Consider the following 20,384-nt stretch of genomic DNA (forward strand, 5'->3'; position numbering starts at 1 on the left):
TCATCCGTTTGGGTGTCCAAAGCATGAACTCAGCGTATCAAGCCAAATCGCCCTATCCCGCTACATTTTCTGCACCTTTTCCCATACCTCTGGTAATGCTCGGCTTTTATGTAGCGTTCGCCGAAAAAATGAGCGGAAATTCAGACTTCGGGCGAGGCCAGCACTGACAACGGTTTGCGGCCAGCGCGTTGGCTGGCGAGGCATTGACGGAGGCCCGCGATAAGGGTGACGCCTTATAGGGAATGTCCTAAGGCATCGCAACGCCCACTATCTCAATGCACCTGCAAACCGATTCCCGGCGTACGCGGCGTTGATTTACTGCCGGAACTCGATGAGCCACGCCGATGAACAGACCTTCTCGTCGAATCGCTTGCTCTGACCAAATGACCATCGCGGGAAAGCGCCGTCGACGCATCGGGTCAGCCTCGACGAACGAACCGCTTCTAGCTGTTCCGCAGGAGCGCGGCAAGCCGCGGCGGCGATAACGGCAGCTCGCGAATCCGCTGCCCCGTCGCATCGGCCACGGCGTTGGCAAGCGCGGCCGCCATCGGCCCCTGCGACGCCTCGCCCACGCCGAGAAACGGTTGCCCCGGCCTGTCGATCAGATCGACTTCGATCGATTGGGGCACCGAATCGAAGCGCAGGATGGGGTAAGTGCTCCAGTCGTAGCTCGTTATCGTGCGCCGGTCGAACGTCGTCTCCTCGAACAAGGTCCAACTCGCCGACTGAACGATGCCGCCTTCGACCTGATTGCGCACGCCGTCCGGGTTGACGATCTGACCGCAATCGATGGCGCTCGCCACGCGGCCGATCTTCACCGCACCGGTCTCGGGCTCGACCATCACCTCTAGAGCAATCGCACAGTAGGCCATCAGGTTCTTGTATTTCGCAAATGCGACCCCCCGCCCATGCCATCGTCTGCGCGGCGCCGCGCTCGTCCAGCCGAAGCGCCGTGCCGCTTCGCGGATCACGTCCTGCGCGCGCGGGTCGTCGAGATGACGCAGCCTGAACGCTACCGGGTCGGCGCCGGCAGCCGCGGCGAGTTCATCGACGAAACTCTCGATCGAAAAAATGTTGTGATAAGCGCCGAGCGAGCGCATCGCCGATACGCGAATCGGCATGTCGGGCAGGAAGTGGTGCTGCACGTGTACGTTCGGAATCCGGTAGAGCGGAATGCTGTTGCGATCGCCACCGCCCTCGGGCATCGGTATCGGCTTCGGCGGTGCCGGCACGAACGGCTTCTCGAAAAACCACGTCGGCATCAACCGCCCCGCGTTTTCGATGCGGTTGTTATGGCTGTTGCTCCAGATCTCGAAGCGCCAATCGACGATCTGCCCGGAAGCGTCGAGCGAAGCCGTCACGTCCGTCACCATCGCGGGCCCGAACGGCTCCCATGCATGCTCCTGCTCTCGCATCCATTGCACGCGCACGGGCCGTCCCGGCACGGCATGCGCGATGAATGCGGCGTCGGCCGCGACATCGTCGGCGCCGTTGTGTCCATAACAGCCGGAGCCCTCGACATGCACGCAGCGCACGTGCTCCCGCGGCATCGACAGCATCTCGGCGAGCCCATTGCGCAATGGGAAAACGCCTTGCGTATGCGTCCATACGGTCAGCCGCGTCCCGTCGAATTGCGCGATCGCGCAAGACGGGCCGATGGAACCGTGCGTCATATAGGGCTTTTCGAAGCGTGCGTGCAACGTCTTCGCCGCGGGCGGCGCCTCGGCTTTCACGTCCGCAACGGCGATCTCCTGCGCCGGCAGCTTCATCAGCGTCTCGTGGATCGTCGCCTGCTCGGGCAAAGGCGGACCGTCGTTCCATTTCGCGCTCACGGCGAGCTCGCGCATCGCGACGATCGCGCGCCATTCGTCGTCGGCCACCACGGCCAGATAGCTGCCGTTCTTGACGACGGCGATGACGCCCGGCATCTTGCCGACCCGAGCCGTATCGACCGAGGCGAGCGTCGCCCCGTACGACGGCGGTCGGACGACGCGCGCGTGCACCATCCCTGGCAGCCGCATGTCCTGCACGTAGCTCGGCCCGCCCGTCACTTTGGCCGGAATGTCCACGCGCGGAAATGAACGCCCGATGACGGTGAATGCGCGAGGGTCCTTCGTCGCTTGCCCCGCGTCGCCGTTCCGATGCAGATTCACGCCGCTCACCGCGTCGCCGAACGACATCCGCCGGCCGTCGGCGGAGACGATCTCGCCGCCCTTGACGTCGAGCGTTGCCGCATCGACCTGAAGCTTCGACGCAGCCGATTGCAGCAGCAACGCGCGCACCTGCGCGGCGGCATTCTCGATCGCCGTGCCGCTATCGGCCATCGAATGACTCCCCGCGGTGTAGCCTTCGTTCGGCGTCGCGGCCGTGTCGGCCGTAATCAGCGTAATGCGCTCAGGTGGGACGCCGAGCTCGTCGGCGGCGATCTGAATGAATGCCGTTCGAATGCCCGTGCCGAGCTCAGCCTTGCCCGTGAAGACGGTAATGCCGCTCTTCTCGTCGATTTTGATCCACGAATCGAGCGACGGCGTCGACTTCAAGCTGCCCGGCAGTTGCGGCGCGCTCGCGGTGAAGGTGCCGGCTTCCGTCGTCGTCTGCGCCAGCGCGCGTGCCAGCGGCAACAGCGAGAAGCCAACTGTCACGCCGCCCGCCACCAGAAAATGCCGGCGGCTCGCGTTCTCGAGCGAAGAGTGATTCGTCATGTCTCGCGCCCCGCTTCGCGTATCGCCGCGAGAATGCGCATATGCGTGCCGCAGCGACAAAGATTCGTCATCATGTGCTCACGGATCTGCTCCTCGGTAGGAGACGGCACGCGTTCGAGCAATGCCTGCGCGCGCATCACCATGCCCGCTATGCAATAGCCGCATTGCGCCGCCTGCTTGTCGATGAATGCCTTTTGCAGCTTGCTCGGATGGCTCGCGCTGCCGAGGCCTTCGATGGTCCGGACAGGGCGATCGCCGACGGCCGCGACGGGCAGCAAGCACGAGAACACCGGCTCGTCGCCGACGATCACCGTGCACGCGCCGCACTGGCCCAGGCCGCATCCGAACTTTGCGCCGTTCAGGCCGAGCGAGTTGCGCAGCGCATAAAGCAGTGGCATCGAAGGGTCGACGTCGAGAGCGCGGCGTTCACCATTCACTGTCAGTTCGATCATGGTTGCACGGTCTCCTTGCGAAGCTTGGCGACGTCCGCGCTATCGAGCGTCCACGGCGCCTCGGCGCTGAAACGCGAACGCATGTACGTCGCGACGTCGGCGATCTGAGCGTCGTCGAGCATCTTGGCGAACGCGGGCATGAATGGGCCCCGCGTTTCATTGCCGCCCGGAATGCCATCGAGAATCACGCGGATCGCGTTGCGCGGAGTCTGCGCATTGACAGCCGTACCGAGAGAGAGCGAGGGGCGGTCGCCGAGCGTCGACATCGGAGCGGCGGCGCGATGACACGATGCGCACGCGCCGTCGAAGAGCGTCGCGCCTCTTTCCAATCGGGCGCGATCGGTGGATGAGCTCGATATAGCCGATCCCGTTGACTGCGCGCGCGATAGCGTCGGGCTCTCGCCCGCTTGCAACGTCATCAAATAGGCGACCATCGCGCGGATATCGTCCGCGGACGCGGCGCCAAGCGAATCCGTCACCGGCCGCATCGGTCCCGCCGCCGCGCCGTGCTCGCTCGCAAAGCCGGTGCGCAGATACGCTTCGAGCTGATCGACGGTCCACGGCTTCGGCCGCCGCAGCAGCGTCGTCAGCGATGGCGCTTCCCAGCCCTCGATGACGCCGCCTTCGAATGCATATCCGGATTTCTCGGCGCCGAGCACATTCAGCGGCGTATGGCAGGCGGCACAGTGACCCACGCTGTCGACGAGATATTTGCCGCGTCTCGCCAGCGCGTCGGCCGGAACGAGCGACGGCTCGGCGGCGCGATGGGCGAAGAGCCGATTCCAGCCCGCGAGCAATGGCCGGAACTCGAACGGAAACGCGAGGTGGTTCTTCGGCGCGGCAGCGTGAAGTGCCGGGCGTGACATGATGAAGCGATAGACCGATGCGATGTCGGCATCGGTCATGTGCGTGAAATGCGGGTAGGGGAACGCCGGATAGAGCAGATGGCCATCGGCTGCGACGCCCTCTCGCATTGCCCGTTCGAATTGGTCCAGCGACCAGCGGCCGATGCCTGTTTCCGCGTCCGGCGTGATATTCGTCGAGTAGAGCGTGCCGAACGGCGTGGCGAAAGCGCGGCCTCCAGCGAAGGGCGCCCCTCCGGGCGCCGTATGACACGTCGCGCAATCGCCGAGCGCGGCGAGTTCGGCGCCGCGCCGGATCGAAGCGTCATTGGCGGCGCCGCGCGTCGGTTTCTGTTCCGATGCGAACGAGGCGAGCCACGATGGGTGAAACGTGACGACCGTTGCGGCCAGCGCCAGAAGACAGACTGCCGCGGCGATGAATCTCCTCCTCATCGTCCCTCCGCGCGAAGCTCGACACGGAAACGCTATCACGGATCGAGGTTTCGGTCTGTGCAGGACTCCTAATCGTCTGATCTGCTTTCAAATTCCATGCAACGATGCCGCGATGAAGGCCGGATGTGAGCGTTTGCGCCAGCGCCACCTTTCAGGCGCCGCTACTCGGGCGCGGCCGCTCGCTGCGTCGATCGCTGCAAAGTCTCGACCGCCGCGGGATTCAGCCCCGCGATCGATACCGTGAGGCCGGGCCCGTCTTCGTTGTTGCGCAGCGCGAGCGACGCGTGATGACGCTGCACGATCCGCGCAACGATGGCAAGACCAAGACCACTGCCTTGCCCCTCCGCCCCCGGGCTGCGATAAAACCGATCGCAGACGCGCGGCAGTTCGTCTTCGGGAATGCCCGGTCCGTTATCGCGCACAGAGAGGCCGATACCGTTCGTGTCACGCCGCAACACGACATCGACCTTGCCGCCTGCCGGCGTATGGCGAATGGCATTGTCGAGCAGATTGTTCAGCACCGCGGTCAGCGCATGCGGCTCGCCCATCACGGCGAATTCGCCGTCGGCCGCCGCGGCATCCTCGACTTCGAGGCCGAGGTCGATCGATTTCGTCTCGGCCACGAGCGAGAGATCGCCGACGGCCTGCTCGGCGAGCCGACGCAGATCGACCGGCTGCATCTCGGCCACGCCCAGCGCGTCTTCGCGCGCCAATGCGAGCAACTGCTGCACGAGCCGGATGAGGCGGTTGAGCCTCTCCTCGATTTGCGCAAGCGTTGGCCCTTCACCCTTCAACGAGCCGTCGCGCTCGGCGGCCTGGAGCTGAAGGCGCAGCGCGGTCAGCGGTGAGCGCAGTTCGTGCGCGGCATCGGCAACGAAGGTACGTTGGGCCTGCGAGGCGGTGCCGAGGCGCGCCAATAGATCGTTGAGCGCGTGCACGAGCGGCCGGATCTCGACGGGCATGGCCGAGTCGAATCGCAGCGGCTCGAGCGCTTCGAACGAACGCGTCGACAAGGCACGCGTCACTCCCCTTATCGGAGCGAGCGCCCGCCCGACGACGACGAGCACGAGCGCGATCGTGGCCGGCAACAGCAACGCGAACGGCCAGAGCGTGCGCAACGCGAGCCGCGCGGCAAGCGCGTCGCGCACCGAGACCGGCTGCGCCACCTGAACGAACCGCGCGCCGATCTGCGCCCCGAACACGCGCCAATGCTTTTCGTCGACCTCGATCGTGCGAAAGCCTTCAGTGCCGCGCTCGAACGGCGGCGCCTCTTCCGACCGATAAACGACGTGGCCTTGACCATCGCGGATCTCGATGGCGATGCGGTCTTCAGAGAGGCCTTCCAGCTGCTCGCTCGGCCCCGCGGCCGCATCTACCGCGGCGACGTCGGACGGCAACGAGAGTGCTACGGTACGCAGTTCGTAGTCGAAGAGCTCGCCCGCTTCGCCGCGCGCTTTCAAATAAACGCCATAGCCGGCAATGGCCGAAACAGCGACGAACCCGAAGATGAGCCAGCCCAGCAGGCGGCCCTTGATCGAATTCATCAGATTCGCCTCAGGCGATAACCAACGCCGCGCACGGTGACGATCTCCTCGGCGCCGATCTTGCGTCGCAAGCTATGCACGTGCACTTCGACGGCATTGCTGCCGATCTCCTGTTGCCAGCCGTAGATCTTCTCTTCGAGCTCGGATTTCGTATAGACGCGCGAAGGCATCTCGATCAGCGCCCGCAGCAACGCGAACTCGCGCGGCAACAGAGGGATCGATTCGCCGTCCTTCGTCACCTCGCGCGATGCGGGATCGAGCGTCAACGTGCCATGCGCATAGATCGGGTGCTTCTGCCCCGTGCGCCGACGCAGCAGCGCGCGAATGCGCGCCGCGAGCTCGTGCAGATCGAACGGCTTGACGAGGTAGTCGTCCGCGCCCGTGTCGAGCCCGCGCACGCGCTCGTCGACGGCGTCACGCGCCGTGACGATGATCACGGGCGCGGCACCGCCCGCCTTCCGATAAGCATGAAGGACCTCGATCCCATCGCTCTTGGGCAAGCCGAGATCGAGCAGCACGAGGTCGTACACGCCGTTTGAAAGCGAGAGCTGCGCCTCGCGACCGTCCCGCGCCCAATCGATCGCGTAGCCTTCGCGCCGCATCGCACCGAGCACGGGCTCGGCAATCATCTGATCGTCTTCGACCAACAACAGTCGCATGGCCTTGGCTTCCTCATTCCCGCACGTCGTCAGCATAGCGCAGAGCGACATCGCTTACGCGGCGGCTCTGGGCAGATTCATGCGGGAGGTTGCATGAGGCTTGCTTAAGGGCCCCTTAAACGGATGCACGCGGTTATTTGCTCAGGAGTCCTCTCGAGTCAAAATAGCCACCCGGCGGCCGCCCCGACGAACCCGGCCACGCAGGCAACGGCCGCCAGCGCGCCGACGAGCCCGAGATACCAACGGCTCGGCCGATGCGCGACGGGCAGCGCCACGGCGGCGAGCGCGATGAGTAGCCCGACGATGAGCGGCAGCATCAAGGCATTGACGACCTGCGCGCCGACGTTCAACGACACGAGATCGGGCTCGACGCCGACGATGAGCGCGCTGACGCCAACCGCCCCGGCATAGACGCCAAAAAACCAAGGCGCGCGCGTCGGCCCGCCTTCGAGGCTTCTGCTGTAGCCGGACACTTCACCGATTCCCCAGGCGAGCGCCAGCGAGCAGACAATGGCCGCAACGAGCGATGCGCCGAGCACGCCCGCGCCGAACAACAACCGCCCCGCATCGGGACCGACGACGCTCGAGAGCGCCGCGCCGATTTCGCCGACGCTTTGCAGGCCGCGCGGATCTCCCGCGTTCGACAGTGTTGCGGCGGTCGCGACGAGAACGGCCCCGGTCAGCAATTGCGTGAGCACCGAACCGAGCGCGGTCTCGACTCTCGCGTTGTGATAATCGAGCGACGTGAACTTCTTGTCAGCGACGGCGGCCTGCTGGTAGAAGATCATCCACGGATTGAAGGTCGCGCCTATCAGCGCCGCCGCCAGGTAGCAGAATTCGGCATGCCGGAACGGCATGTCTTGGAGCTGCCTCGCCAACGTGCTGAAGTCGGGCCGCGCATGCCAGACGACCGCGAAGAACGAGAGTTCGAACATCCCGATCAGCATCGCCACGCGGTCGACGCGCTTATGCGAGCCGGTCGCCACGACGGCGAGCAGAACGCATACGGCAAGCGGCAGCGTGACATACCGCGGCACCCCATACATCTCGCCCACGCCGGCAACACCGGTAAATTCGGTCACGAGGGAGCCCATTACGGCCACGAAGAGCCCGGCTGCGGCAATGCCGGCCCACGGCGCGCCGAAACGTCGACGCACGAGTTCGCCGAATCCTCGGCCGTTGAAGATGCCGAGCCGCACACAGAGCTCCTGAATCATGTAAAGCAGCGGAATCAGCGCGAGCAGCACGGGTAGCAGTCTCACGCCCCATCTCGCTCCGCTTTGAGCGGCCGTGACGACGTTGCCCGCATCACAATCGGCAAGCATCACGAGCAGGCCCGGCCCCCAGCCGGCCGTCGCGCGCAAAGCGTCGCCGCTTCGCCTCATCAATGCTTGGAAGTCGGCCATGATCGCCGCGGGGCAAGTAGGTGTAGTGAGGTAAGGCTAAAACGATAGCCGAAATTCCGAGTCCCGGACACCCTGTACATCCGGTCATGCATCGACGAGCTCGCAACGGATCGGTCACGAAAAGGAAATGGAGAGCCCGAGCAGCGCGGCGACGAGCGCGGGGAGCATCACCACGGCGCCCACTTTGAGAAAATCGACGCCCCGCACGACGAGCCCGCCCTTGCGCAGCGCGGCGAGCCAGAGAATCGTCGCGAGCGATCCGGTGATCGACAAGTTCGGGCCGAGGTCCACGCCGACAAGTACGGCGCCGGCAACGGTTGCGGGCGCCTTCGTCGCAGTAATCGCCGTGCCCGCGAGCAAGCCGGCGGGCAGATTGTTGACGAGACTGCAAACGAGCGCGATCGTCACCCCGGACAGCCAGGCCGTGAGCGTCACCGAATAGCGCGTGAGCGCATCGAGCAGATGAGCCAGCATGCCGATCGCGCCGGTCCGGTCCAACCCTTCCACGATGACGAAGAGCCCTGCAACGAGCGGCAGCACGGACCAAGACATCTGCGCAAGATGGGACCAGAGCACGCGGCGCTGTTGCAGACAGACCGCGACGAAGACCGCCGCGCCTGCCGCGAAAGTCGGGAGTCCTAAGGAGATCCCTCTGGCGGAAGAGGCCATCATCACGGCAGCCATCATGACGATGCCGCAGCCCGTCGTCTTGCCGGAGGCGCCCAACGGGGGCACGTCGACGTTTCGTTCGATGCGTCCGGAGAGCGCGCCGCGCTGAGCCAATCGCAGCGCGATATAGGTGACGATGATCGAAAGCGCCGACGCCGCCGCGAAGCGCGCGAGCCATGCGGCGAGACCCGGCAGCCGATCGTGGAAGACGACGAGATTCGCCGGATTCGAGATCGGAAGCACGAAGCTCGCCGCGTTCGCCACGAACGCGCAGATATAAAGAAAAGGCAGCGGCTTTTCGGCTTTGACGGCACGCGCAACGGCTACGACGGCAGGCGTCAGCACGACGGCCGTCGCATCGTTGGACATCGTGATCGTGACCAGCGTGCCCACGCCATACAACAGGAAGAAAAGACGCTTGGCCGATCCCGCCGCGCGTCTTGCCGCGAGCGCGGCCATGTAATCGAAGAGCCCCTCTCTGCCCGCCAGTTCGGCCACGATCATCATGCCCGTGAGGAACAGATAGACGTCGGTTCCCTTGCCGGCCGCACGCAGTGCATCGGCCCACGGCAATGCCCCCGATAAGCAAAGCGCCAATGCGCCAAGAAGCGCCCAGATCGCCTCGGGCCATCTGAACGGCCGCATGACGACGCCGAACGTGGCCGCGAAGGCGATAGCCCAGACGGAAAACGGGGAAGCGAAGAGTGCATTCATCGGCGGTGCCCCTCGCAGGCATCGGCAGCCGCAATCGCTGGTGGAATGTGGATGATCGTGGACGCACTCGAGGACCGGATGTTCGCAAGCGTTTCCGGCATCGCGGCCGCAAACAGGACGAGCGCGATCAGCGCCATGAAGGCGAGCACGCAAAACGCGGCCCCAAAGCCGAATCTGTCGACGATGAAGCCGCTCGTCAGATTGCTGAGCGCGGCGCCGATGCCAACCGCCAGCGCGATCGCCCCTTGCGCAAAGCTGAACCGCCCTGTCCCACGCATCAGATCCGACGCAATGATCGTCGCCACGACGCCAAAAATGCCGGCGGATATTCCGTCCAGGATCTGAATGCCGATCACCGCGTACGCGTTGTCGGTCGCGGCGAAGAGCAGCCCTCGGATCGGCAGCACGACAAGCGCGACGAGGAAAATCTTCTTCCGTCCGATGCCGGCTCGCATGGCGCGGCCCACGGCCGATGCCGTCACCATCATCACGAGCTGCGCGGCGATCACGCATGCGCTGAGGCCGATCAAGTCCTGGCCCGGGTGGGCTTTGGCGATCATCTGCCCCGCGAGCGGCAGCATGGCCGCGTTCCCGAAATGGAAGAAAACGACCGTCGCGAGGAACACCCACACGTCGCGGCGCGTGACGATGCGGCCAAGCGGCAACGGCTGCGCCTTGCCATCGCGGACGGTCTCCCCTCCGCGCGCCAGTTCGTGATCGATCTCCGACGGCCGGATCAGCATCACAGCGAGCGAACTCGCGAATGCGAAGAAGCAGACGAGGTAGAACAACCAGATCGCGCCCTGGTACTGCCCGGCGAGGCCAGCCATCGCCGCGGCCGTGAAGTTGCCCGCATGGTTGAGGCTTTCGTTGCGGCTCACGCGCGCCGGCAACGCGCGATGGCCGACGATGCCGAGACTGAGCGCGGCAAGACATGGCGGAATGACTGCCGCGACGAGCGCGAGCATGACCTGTATCGCGAGGACGACGAGCAACGTCGAGCTGTGTGCGATTGCCAGACATCCGAGCGCGATCGTCAATGACGAGACCGCGATGACGGTTCGCTTGGCCCGCGCCGCGTCCACGAGCATGCCCGCGGGGATCTGGCTCAGCGCGGCCGCGATGCCGCTTGCGCCCATGACGAGCCCGATGTCGCCCGAGGACCAATGCTGCGATCCCTTGAGGAAGACAGCGAGAAACGGGCCGATGCCGTCGCGCACATCGGCCATGAGAAACGTCAGCGCGTCGAGCGCGCCGAGGCTTCGCCTCGACGGCGAGCGGGATGCCGCCGCGCCATCATCGGTCTCGTCGACAGACCGCATCGCCGCCGCGCCCATGGCCTCAGGCGTCCGTTTCGGCGCCGGCCGCATGCGCGATCTCGTCGACATCGAGCGTGCGCCCGATACCGGTCTCGACGAGTTCGCCCCAAGCCTCGACGCAGGCGCCTGGCATCAGGTGGGAAGCCAGCTCGGCGGCTGATTCGCGGGACATCCGCAACGATGTGCCGTCATCGAGCAGCGCGCCGCGCAGCTCGCCTTTCGGCCCATGCAGCGACAGCACGACGGCACCCGACACCTTCTGCGCGCGTCGCGCGGGGCCGGGATCTCCTTCGTCGAGGTCGGCTGCGGGCTTCCTACGCTTCTTCTCGCCGCCATGAGGTCCATCGTCGATGACGACGTCGCCATGCGCAGTAACGATCGATACGGCGGAAACCATGTTGACGCCGCGCGGCTTGACTCCTCGCACGCTCACGACATCGCCGGGCGCAACGCGCTCGACGAGCGTCGACGAAAGATGCGGCGGCAGATGAACCTGCAGATGTCCGTCGAGAATCAAACCGTCCGCATCGCCATGAGGGTCGAGCAATAGGCGCGTGACGGTACCTTTCGTTTCGGGCAGGCTTTCGGGGTCTATCCAATGCATGTTCAGTTCTCCTTGGGCGTTGGGGATACGCATCGACGGTTGGCCGTCGTGCGCGGAGGAGAACAAGGCAATGAGCATGCCATCGGCGAAACCGCCTGACGACAAGGGAAAGACCGACGATGAGCCGCAACCGGGCATCGATAGGTGTCCGGTTGCCGGACAGGGGGGTGTCCGGTTCATTGACAGCATGGGCGCAAACCGGCGCGCCACACGGCAGGCGCAGCGCGACGTTATTCGAGCCCGAGACTGGCCATCTTCGTATAGAGCGACTGGCGACTGATGCCGAGCCTGCGCGCGGCATCGGCGCGATTGCCTCTTGCGAGCTCGAGCGCGCGCGCAATCAGCGCGCGCTCGACTCGCTCGATCGCCTCGGCAAGCGGCAGCTCGGCGAGCGCGGCCAACACCGCGTCGTCGGCCGCCCCCGCTCGCGCGCCGAGAAACGAAAGGTCGTCGCCGGTGATCGCCGGGCCCGGCGCAAGCGAGGCGACACGTTCGATCGCATTCTTGAGCTCGCGCACGTTGCCGGGCCACGAGTGCTCGACGAGGCGCCGCTCGGCCTCGGGCGAAAGATGTATGGCGCGCCCCGTCGACATCCGCGCGGACGAGAGGAAGTGCTCCGCGAGCGGAAGAATGTCGGCGATCCGCTCGCGCAGCGGCGGCAAGTGCAGCGGCACGACATTGAGCCGGTAGAGCAGGTCCTGACGGAAATCGCCGGCCGCCACCATCGCGTCGAGGTCGCGATGCGTCGCCGCCACGACGCGAACGTTCACGGAAATCGGCTTGCTCGTTCCGAGCGGCATCACCTGCCGCTCTTGCAGCACGCGCAGCAGCTTCGCCTGCATGGCGGCCGGCATGTCGCCGATCTCGTCGAGAAAGAGCGTGCCGCCGTCGGCCTCGGCGATCCGGCCAACACGCTCGGCGGCCGCACCGGTAAACGCCCCCTTCGCGTGACCGAACATCTCGCTCTCGAGCAGATCATGCGGGATGGCCGCGCAGTTGATGGCGACGAACGCCGCACCGCGCCGCATCGACGATTCATGCAGCACGCGCGCGGCCACCTCTTTGCCCGTTCCGGTTTCGCCCGTGATCAGGACGCTTGCATCGGTGGAGGCGGCGCGTCCCAGTTGCTTCTGGACACGGCGCATGGCCTCGCTGATGCCCAACAGCCTCACCTCGCTGCGCGATGGTGGCTCGTGCGCGAACGGCGCATCGGCTTGCACTGCGTTTGGCGGCGGCTCGTTGGCGGTAAAGACGCGCTGCAATAACGACGCGATATCGTCGCGGCCGACCGGCTTCGTCAAGTGCTCGAACGCGCCGAGCCTCATTGCGCCGATGGTGTTGTCGCTCGTCGCATAGGCCGTCAGCATGACGACCGGCACGGCCTTGAACCTGCTGTCGTTACGCAGCCTCTCCAGCATGGCAAGCCCGTCCATGTCGGGCAGACGGAAATCGAGAAAGATGCAGTGGGCTGGCTCGCCGCCATGCAATCGGTCGAGCGCGGCGGCGGCCGAGTCGGCTTCAACGACGCGATGACCGAGGTCTTTCAGCGTTTCCGCGAGACCCTCACGAAACGCGTCGTCATCATCGATTACGAGGATGGTTGCCACGGTATCTCCATGACGAAACGGGCGCCCGCCTCGGCATCGTCGAGCCGGACGAGTCCGCCATGCGCGGACGCCACTTCGCGCACCACGGCGAGGCCCAACCCTGTGCCGTCCGGGCGGCCGGTCACGAATGGCTCGAAAATTCGCTCGCGCTGATCGGGCGGCACGCCGGGGCCATCGTCGGCCACTTCGATCTCGAGCAGCGAGTCGCCGCCGCGGCACACGCGCCGAGCGGATACGATAACGGTTCCCTCCTCGCCGACATGACGCAGGGCATTGATGAGCAGATTGTCGAGCGCGCGGCGCAGTTGCTCGGGGTCGAGCCGCAAGACCGGAGAAGCGGCGCCCGCCGATGCATCGGCATCGATCCGCAGTTCGAGCGCGAGCGTCACGCGCCGTTTCTCCGCGCGCTCTCGATATGCCTCGACGATCGCCTCGAGCCAGCGGGCAACATCCACTCCGACGGGTCGAACGACGATCGGTTGCGTCAACGCGAGCAAGCTCGCGAGCTGCGTCTCGATGCGCCCAATCTGCTCGAGGATCACACGCAGTGCATCGCGCTGCCGCGCACTGTCCGCCGCGAGCGCGTTCTCCGCCTTGAGCCGCATCGCGCCCGCCGGATTTCGTATCTCGTGGGCGATCTCGGCCGCGAGCCTGCCCAGCACGCCGAATCGCTCCGCGTCGGCGAGCCTTTTGGCGAGATCGGCCGCTTGCTGCTGCAAGGCCGCGGTGCGTTCGACATAACGGTTCAGCGCCGCCACGATCTTGTCGAGATCGGGCTCGCCGAGAGGCTCGAAGCGCGTCGTCCCCGGATGTTCGCTCCCCGGCGAAAGCGCGGCCTCGAGCTCGACGAGGTTGCGCTTCCAGCGGCGCAACGCCAGCGCGAGCACGACGGCGATGACGAGTATGACGGCGAGCACGATGGCGAGGCTGGCGCTCAGCGCCTCACCGTGCGGGCCGAGCGGCGGGCGCGCACGCGTGAGCATCCACGCGAGGAGCGTGCCTTCGCCGCGCACGGGACACGCCGCCGCGACGACGGCATCCTGTCCGCTCTCGATGACGAATTGCGCACTCGCGTGCTGCGCGGCGGCCGCTTGCAGCGTGCGCAGGATCAACGGCGTCTCGGCTTCCGGGATGTCGCGCTTGACGCCGCTGCCTTGATAGGTAGGAAATGCGTAGGCGAGGAAACCGCTCCGAGCGGCACTGTCTTGCGCGCTGCCGGCCGGTGGCGGCGCATTCGTCCAGAAGCCACCCTCGACACCGTCGAACCTGAGCAACACGACATCGAGGACGGCCCACATCAGATCGCGATTCGAATTTGCACGCGAGGAAGCGTCCGAGAGGCTGTAGCGCGAAGCCACGGCCTCGCAGGCCGCGGCTGCCCGCTCTTTGGCTCCCGCGACCTGCTCGCTTCCGACCGAGCTCGCGATGAAAGCGATGACCGCGGCCAGCATCGCGCAGATCGCGGCGACGAGGCCCCACGAGATCATGAGTTGCGTCGAGAACGATGGCCGCTTCATCGGCATGACGGGCGAAAGAGATGGCGCAAGGATAGCGCAAAGCGACCGTGGGCCGGCTCCGGAGCCGCGAGGAGGCTCTCGCGGCCATCAGCCTCGAGCAGAATCGATAACCGACGCCGGCGAGCGCCGTCGTCGTGTTGATGCTGTTCCGTGACTAAGTTCGATTGACGGAGAAACCATCGCTCCGAGGTCGGGCTAAACGCTCATTCGACGATGGGCGGCGTCTCGAACGTGTGATAGGGTGCTGGGCTCGGCACGGTCCATTCGAGACCCTGCGCGCCCTCCCATGGCGATGCACCAGCGGGCTCGCGATGCTCGCGCTTGCCGAAGTAAAGCGGCAGCGCAACGGCGAACAGGAAATAAACTTGCGCGAGCCCGAAAATGAATGCGCCGATCGTCGCGACACGGTTCCAGTCGGTGAACTGAGCGGGGTAGTCCGCATACCGACGCGGCATGCCGGCGAGCCCCAGGAAATGCATCGGAAAGAACGTCACGTTGAATGAAATCATCGTTAGCCAGAAGTGAATCTTTCCCCTTAGCTCGTTGTACTTCCAGCCGGTCCATTTCGGCGACCAGTAATACCAACCCGAAAACAACCCGAAGAGCGATCCTGCGACGAGCACATAGTGAAAGTGGGCGACGACGAAATAGGTGCCGTGATACTGAATGTCGGTCGGCGCCATCGCCAGCATGAGCCCCGTCAGACCGCCCATCGTGAAGACGAAGATGAAGCCGATCGCGAACAACATCGGCGTTTCGAACGTGAGCGAGCCGCGCCACATCGTGGCGAGCCAGTTGAAGACCTTCACGCCCGTCGGCACCGCGATCAGCATCGTCGCATACATGAAGAAGAGCTGGCTCGTCACGGGCATGCCGACCGTGAACATGTGATGCGCCCAGACCAGAAACGAGAGAATCGCGATCGAAGCGCCCGCGTAGACCATCGAGCTATAGCCGAAGAGCGGCTTGCGCGAGAACGCGGGGACCACCTGCGAAATGATCCCGAACGCGGGCAATATCATCACATAAACCTCGGGGTGGCCGAAGAACCAGAACACGTGCTGATACATGATCGGGTCGCCGCCGCCGGCCGCGCTGAAGAAGCTCGTGCCGAAATGGCGATCGAACAGCAGCATCGTCACGGCGCCGGCCAGCACCGGCATGATCGCGATCAGCAAATAGGCCGTGATGAGCCACATCCAGACGAAAAGCGGCAGCTTCATCAGCGTCATGCCCGGCGCGCGCAGATTGATGATCGTCACGATGATGTTGATGGCACCCATGATCGACGACGCGCCCATGATGTGCACGGCGAAGATCGTGAAATCCATGCCGGGGCCCATCTGCTCGGAGAGCGGCGCATACATGGTCCAACCGGCCGCCTGCGCGCCGGCAGGCGCGAAGAACGAACCGATGAGCAGCACCCCGCCCGCGGGCAGCAGCCAGAACGATAAATTGTTGAGCCGCGCGAACGCCATGTCGGGTGCGCCGATCTGCAGCGGGATCATCCAGTTCGCGAAACCGACAAAAGCGGGCATGATCGCCCCGAAGATCATGACCAGGCCGTGCAGGCCAGTGAGCTGATTGAAGAACTCGGGACGTAGAAACTGCAGCCCCGGCGAGAAAAGTTCGGCGCGTATCGCGAGCGCGAATACGCCGCCGACGATGAACATCGTGAATGAAAAAATGAGGTAGAGCGTGCCGATATCCTTGTGGTTCGTCGTGCGCAGCCAGCGCATGAGGCCCGCCGGCGGGGCCGCGTGACCGTGCTCATGTTCGTGGCGGCGATCGGCCGGTGTGGTCGCGGTTGTCATGCGGAGGCCCTCCTACCATCGATCAGCGGTAAGTACGCAACGCTCGTGCCGCAACGAGCGCACGCCTGATCGGCTCGCGTCCCACCGCATCCAATCAGATCGAATCACGGATCCTGGCTCCAACTCGGGGCGGGCGGCGATGCATCGTGTCGTTATGCATTGCGAGCGATGCGATGCGATGCGGCACGTAGGTTGCATGTCAGCAGGGGCTTCTACGAGTCGGATACCGACGATGTACGCATATTTCCGGCAGACACTTGGGCCATTCGGCTCTTCCGGTGGCGAGGAGGGCGCCCCGATTTGCGAGTGGCGCATCAAGCGCAATTGCTCGCTGACACCGCGCCAGTCGCTCGCCGCGACGACATTCCTGATCGCGCTGGTCGCCCTGATCGGCGTCGCATCGGCCGTCTCCTTTGGGGTATGGCTGGCTCTACCGTTCTCGCTGATCTACATGCTCGCCATCGGCGTCGCGTTCATCGCCTACACGAGGCACGCGACGGACGGCGAGACCCTGCGGCTCGTGCCGCCTTTCATGATCGTCGAAGTCGACGACGGCGGGCGGCGCACCGTGCACCGCATGAACGCCGCGCGTCTGACCGTCTTTGTCGATAGCGGCGATGCGGCGTCGGTCTATCTTTGCGACGGATGGCAACGGATCCCCGTCGGAAAGCAGTTGCCGACCGCGGCTCGCGAGGAATTCGTCCGACAGTTGCGACGGTTCATCGTCGTCGGTCGCTGACGGCTGCTGACGGTCGCCGATTGCCGCTCAGACATCGAAGTAAAGATGGAACTCCCACGGATGCGGGCGAAGCTTGACCGCATCGATTTCGTACTTTCGCTTGTAGTCGAGCCAGGTCGCGATGACGTCGTCGGTAAAGACACCGCCCTTGCAGAGAAACGCGTGATCGCTTTCGAGTGCCGCCAGCGCGGCATCGAGCGAACCGGGCACTTGTCGCACGGCCGCCGCCTCCTCCGGCGGCAAGTCGTAGATATTGCGATCGAGCGGCTCGCCCGGATCGATCTTTTTCTCGATGCCGTCGAGCCCGGCCATCAGCATCGCCGCAAAGGCCAGGTAGGCGTTCGCCGACGGATCGGGACAGCGGAATTCCACGCGTCGCGCGCTCGGTGAATCAGAATACATCGGAATACGCGCGGCCGCCGACCGGTTGCGCTGCGACATCGCCAGATTGACCGGCGCCTCGTAGCCGGGAACGAGGCGCTTGTATGAATTCGTCGACGGCGCGCAGAACGCCATCAACGCGCCCGCGTGCTGAAGCAGTCCTCCGATGTACCAGCGGCAGGCATCGGATGTGAGCGCCCATCCGCTCGCGTCGTAAAAGAGATTGCGCTCGTCTTGCCAGAGACTTTGGTGACAGTGCATGCCGCTCGCGTTGTCGGCGAAAAGCGGCTTCGGCATGAACGTCGCCACCTTGCCGTGCTTGCGCGCGACGTTCTTGCAGATGTACTTGTAGAGCATCACGTTGTCGGCCATGCGCGTCAGCGTCGAGAACCGCATGTCGATTTCGTTCTGGCCGCCCGTCGCGACTTCGTGATGATGAACCTCCACCTGTACGCCGATACGCTCGAGCGTCAGCACGATCTCCGAGCGGATGTCCTGCAGCGTGTCGTGCGGAGGAACGGGAAAGTATCCTTCCTTGCGGCGCATCTTGTAGCCGAGATTGCCGCCGCCGTACGCGCCTTCGTCGCTGCCCGTGTTCCATTCGCCTTCCGACGAATCGATGAAGTAGTACCCGCTATGCGCGTCCTGACCGAACCGGATCGAGTCGAAGATGAAGAATTCGACCTCCGGCCCGAAGTAGCAAGTCGTGGCAATGCCTGTTTCGCGCAGATAGTTTTCAGCCTTCTTCGCGATGTAGCGCGGATCGCGCGAGTACGGCCCGTGCGTCACGGGATCGACCACGTCGCTGATGATCGTGAGCGTCGGCGTCGTGCAGACCGGGTCGACAAAGGCTGTCGTCGGGTCGGGCACGAGCAGCATGTCCGATTCGTGGATTTCCTGAAAGCCGCGGATCGACGAGCCGTCGAAGCCGATCCCGCTCTGGAAGAGGCTCTCGGTGACTTCGGGCAGCGTAATCGAAAAGTGCTGCCAAAGCCCGGGCAGATCCGTGAATTTCAGGTCGACGATTTGAACGCCATGCCGTTTGATGAGGTCGACCACCTCCGCGGCATTCGTGGGACGCACGACGCGATAGCTGCCCGGTTCGGCGAAGACTTCGAACGGCGACGCCCCCGTGGGTACTGTTGACGACATGGCCCGCCTCCTTCTCTGCCCTGCTCATGTTCGACCTTAGTACGTCTTCGAACAAAAACAAGGGCCGAAAGCGAGACGGGCTGCCGGGGGGCGGCCAATGTCGGTGCCGGTCAGGTGTCGGACGCCATCCCTTTCAGGGACGCCTCGCCGGCGTCTTGCGCGGCTGCCCGCGTCGTATAGTTTTCATCTGAAACCAGCGAACGCTTGACCTGCCTTGCGGCGAAATCGACGAGCGTAATGACCCAGACATAGCCACCTGCCCGCTCGGCCGTTTGAACGAAAGCGCGGACATCGCCTCTTTGCTCGGTATTCATCAGACCTCCTTCTGATTCCGATCGATGATGGGGCACGCGGCGGTTGTAGGACGTCGATGACGTCTAGCGAGGATTGCGTCGCCAACCCGCGGCCGTCGGTAACACGGAAACGCAAGATCACCTTGATTGTAGGCCGTGGGCTCGCGATCGGAAGGGGAAGCAGGGCCGCGATGCGCGCGGGCAATCGACCAAGGACGCAGTTCCGTAAAATGACGGCGGATACGCCAATGCCGGGAGAAACGTCGATGAAAATCGCAGTAATGGGAGCGGGCGCTGTCGGCTGCTACTACGGCGGCATGCTGGCGCGCGCCGGACATGAGGTCGTGCTGATCGGCCGCGCGCACCACGCCGATGCGATCCGGCGCGATGGCCTACGCTTCACGAAGCACGACGTCGAAGAACGGATCGCGCTGGCGGCGAGCACTGAGGCAAGTGCCGCGGAAAACGCGAAGCTCGTGCTGTTCTGCGTGAAATCCACCGATACCGAAAGTGCGGCCGTTGAGCTGCAGCCCTACCTGCTGGCCGGCACCGTACTGCTGACCTTGCAGAACGGCGTCGACAATGCCGATCGTCTGCGCGCGCGGCTGCCGCACGAAATCGCGGCGGCGGTCGTCTACGTCGCGACCGAAATGGCCGGCCCCGGGCATGTCAAGCACCACGGGCGCGGCGAGCTCGTCATCGAGCCGTCCAGGTCCGCCGCTGAAATCGCACGAACGCTGATCGACGCCGGCATCCCGACCGAGATCTCCGAGAACGTCCGAGGCGCCCTCTGGGCAAAGCTGATTCTGAACTGCGCGTACAACGCGATGTCGGCGATCGCTCAACTGCCGTATGGCAAGCTCGCGAACTGCGAGGGCGTGCACGAAGTCATGCACGACGTCGTCGCGGAATGCCTGGCCGTCGCGCAGGCGGACGGCGTCACGATTCCCGGCGACATCGATGCCGCCGTACGCAGGATCGCCGAGACCATGCCGAACCAATACTCGTCGACCGCACAGGACTTGGCGCGCGGCAAGCGCAGTGAGATCGATCATCTGAACGGATACGTGACACGGCGCGGCGAAGCACACGGCGTCGCGACACCGGCCAATCGGGTCCTCCATACGCTCGTGAAAGCGATCGAACTGAAACGGTCGATGTAGGCGCGCGGCAGGTTCGCACCGAGCGCAGGTGGGATTGCGATTGCGGTCCGCACCGTTTCATTGCAATCTTGAGTTCGCGCGGCCACGAACGATACTAATAAGCGTGCGCAGAATCGACGCGGAGGTGTGCCATGCCGACCTACCAGTATCGTTGCGAAAAGTGCGGCGAGACGTTCGAGCATATCGAGCACCTCGCCGAGCACGAGAAGGCGCATCCGCAGTGCCCCAAGTGCGGGAGCGACGTGGTCCAGCATGTTCTGACGCCGTTTGTCGCGAAGACGACGAGAAAGAGCTGAGCTCGCGCGCGATCGGTTCTCGATAAATCGCCCAGTGGCAAGGATGGCCGCCCAACAG

The 20,384-nt window shown here is 64.7% G+C and carries 17 protein-coding genes; 3 read left to right on the forward strand and 14 right to left on the reverse strand.

Annotation, left to right across the window (positions count from 1 at the left end; all coding sequences use genetic code 11):
- Positions 1–443: 443 nt before the first annotated feature.
- The 12 genes from C9I57_RS07090 to ctaD all read right to left on the reverse strand — a co-directional run bounded on the left by C9I57_RS07090 (position 444) and on the right by ctaD (position 16,227).
- Positions 444–2,702: a xanthine dehydrogenase family protein molybdopterin-binding subunit gene (locus C9I57_RS07090; RefSeq protein WP_107149928.1), complete on the reverse strand. Its 2,259-nt coding sequence runs from the start codon at positions 2,700–2,702 to the stop codon at positions 444–446.
- Positions 2,699–3,154, reverse strand: a complete 456-nt coding sequence (locus C9I57_RS07095; protein WP_107149929.1) for a (2Fe-2S)-binding protein — start codon at positions 3,152–3,154, stop codon at positions 2,699–2,701. The genes C9I57_RS07090 and C9I57_RS07095 overlap by 4 nt, the downstream gene beginning before the upstream one ends.
- Positions 3,151–4,449, reverse strand: a complete 1,299-nt coding sequence (locus C9I57_RS07100) for a c-type cytochrome (RefSeq protein ID WP_107149930.1) — start codon at positions 4,447–4,449, stop codon at positions 3,151–3,153. Before C9I57_RS07100 ends, C9I57_RS07095 begins: the two co-directional genes overlap by 4 nt.
- A gap of 161 nt (positions 4,450–4,610) precedes the next feature.
- Positions 4,611–5,993, reverse strand: coding sequence for an ATP-binding protein (locus C9I57_RS07105; protein WP_107149931.1), 1,383 nt, complete (start codon positions 5,991–5,993; stop codon positions 4,611–4,613).
- Entirely contained in the window at positions 5,993–6,652 is a 660-nt protein-coding gene (locus C9I57_RS07110; RefSeq protein ID WP_107150174.1) for a response regulator, read from the reverse strand. Before C9I57_RS07110 ends, C9I57_RS07105 begins: the two co-directional genes overlap by 1 nt.
- A gap of 158 nt (positions 6,653–6,810) precedes the next feature.
- Positions 6,811–8,058: an NRAMP family divalent metal transporter gene (locus tag C9I57_RS07115; RefSeq protein WP_107149932.1), complete on the reverse strand. Its 1,248-nt coding sequence runs from the start codon at positions 8,056–8,058 to the stop codon at positions 6,811–6,813.
- A 114-nt stretch (positions 8,059–8,172) separates the two neighbouring features.
- The gene (locus C9I57_RS07120) at positions 8,173–9,441 is read right to left on the reverse strand and encodes an SLC13 family permease (RefSeq protein ID WP_107149933.1); all 1,269 of its coding nucleotides are present in this window, start codon (positions 9,439–9,441) and stop codon (positions 8,173–8,175) included.
- Positions 9,438–10,811 carry an MFS transporter gene (locus tag C9I57_RS07125; RefSeq protein WP_107149934.1) on the reverse strand — a complete coding sequence of 458 codons (1,374 nt, stop codon included), beginning with the start codon at positions 10,809–10,811 and terminating at the stop codon, positions 9,438–9,440. The genes C9I57_RS07120 and C9I57_RS07125 overlap by 4 nt, the downstream gene beginning before the upstream one ends.
- The gene (locus tag C9I57_RS07130) at positions 10,783–11,364 is read right to left on the reverse strand and encodes a hypothetical protein (protein ID WP_107150175.1); all 582 of its coding nucleotides are present in this window, start codon (positions 11,362–11,364) and stop codon (positions 10,783–10,785) included. The genes C9I57_RS07125 and C9I57_RS07130 overlap by 29 nt, the downstream gene beginning before the upstream one ends.
- Before the next feature lie 230 nt (positions 11,365–11,594).
- On the reverse strand, positions 11,595–12,971 hold the full coding sequence (locus C9I57_RS07135) for a sigma-54-dependent transcriptional regulator (protein ID WP_107149935.1): 1,377 nt from the start codon (positions 12,969–12,971) through the stop codon (positions 11,595–11,597).
- Complete coding sequence (locus C9I57_RS07140; protein WP_107150176.1) at positions 12,953–14,488, reverse strand: sensor histidine kinase; 1,536 nt, start codon at positions 14,486–14,488, stop codon at positions 12,953–12,955. The genes C9I57_RS07135 and C9I57_RS07140 overlap by 19 nt, the downstream gene beginning before the upstream one ends.
- A 203-nt stretch (positions 14,489–14,691) precedes the next feature.
- Positions 14,692–16,227 carry a cytochrome c oxidase subunit I gene (ctaD, locus tag C9I57_RS07145; RefSeq protein ID WP_258187556.1) on the reverse strand — a complete coding sequence of 512 codons (1,536 nt, stop codon included), beginning with the start codon at positions 16,225–16,227 and terminating at the stop codon, positions 14,692–14,694.
- Between the two features lie 307 nt (positions 16,228–16,534).
- Between ctaD and C9I57_RS07150 the strand changes: the two genes are divergently transcribed.
- Complete coding sequence (locus tag C9I57_RS07150; RefSeq protein WP_181321754.1) at positions 16,535–17,041, forward strand: DUF2244 domain-containing protein; 507 nt, start codon at positions 16,535–16,537, stop codon at positions 17,039–17,041.
- A gap of 27 nt (positions 17,042–17,068) precedes the next feature.
- On the opposite strand, the gene glnA is transcribed toward C9I57_RS07150, so the two are convergent.
- Together glnA and C9I57_RS07160 are read right to left on the reverse strand one after the other, a co-directional pair.
- Entirely contained in the window at positions 17,069–18,574 is a 1,506-nt protein-coding gene (gene glnA / locus C9I57_RS07155; RefSeq protein WP_107149938.1) for a type I glutamate--ammonia ligase, read from the reverse strand.
- Positions 18,575–18,684: 110 nt separating this feature from the next.
- Complete coding sequence (locus C9I57_RS07160; protein ID WP_107149939.1) at positions 18,685–18,888, reverse strand: hypothetical protein; 204 nt, start codon at positions 18,886–18,888, stop codon at positions 18,685–18,687.
- 245 nt (positions 18,889–19,133) lie between these two features.
- Between C9I57_RS07160 and C9I57_RS07165 the strand changes: the two genes are divergently transcribed.
- Together C9I57_RS07165 and C9I57_RS07170 are read left to right on the forward strand one after the other, a co-directional pair.
- The gene (locus tag C9I57_RS07165; protein ID WP_107150177.1) at positions 19,134–20,030 is read left to right on the forward strand and encodes a ketopantoate reductase family protein; all 897 of its coding nucleotides are present in this window, start codon (positions 19,134–19,136) and stop codon (positions 20,028–20,030) included.
- A gap of 131 nt (positions 20,031–20,161) precedes the next feature.
- Positions 20,162–20,326: an FmdB family zinc ribbon protein gene (locus tag C9I57_RS07170; protein ID WP_107149940.1), complete on the forward strand. Its 165-nt coding sequence runs from the start codon at positions 20,162–20,164 to the stop codon at positions 20,324–20,326.
- Positions 20,327–20,384: the final 58 nt, after the last annotated feature.

Source organism: Trinickia symbiotica (genome assembly GCF_003028655.1).
GTDB classification, from domain to species: domain Bacteria; phylum Pseudomonadota; class Gammaproteobacteria; order Burkholderiales; family Burkholderiaceae; genus Trinickia; species Trinickia symbiotica_A.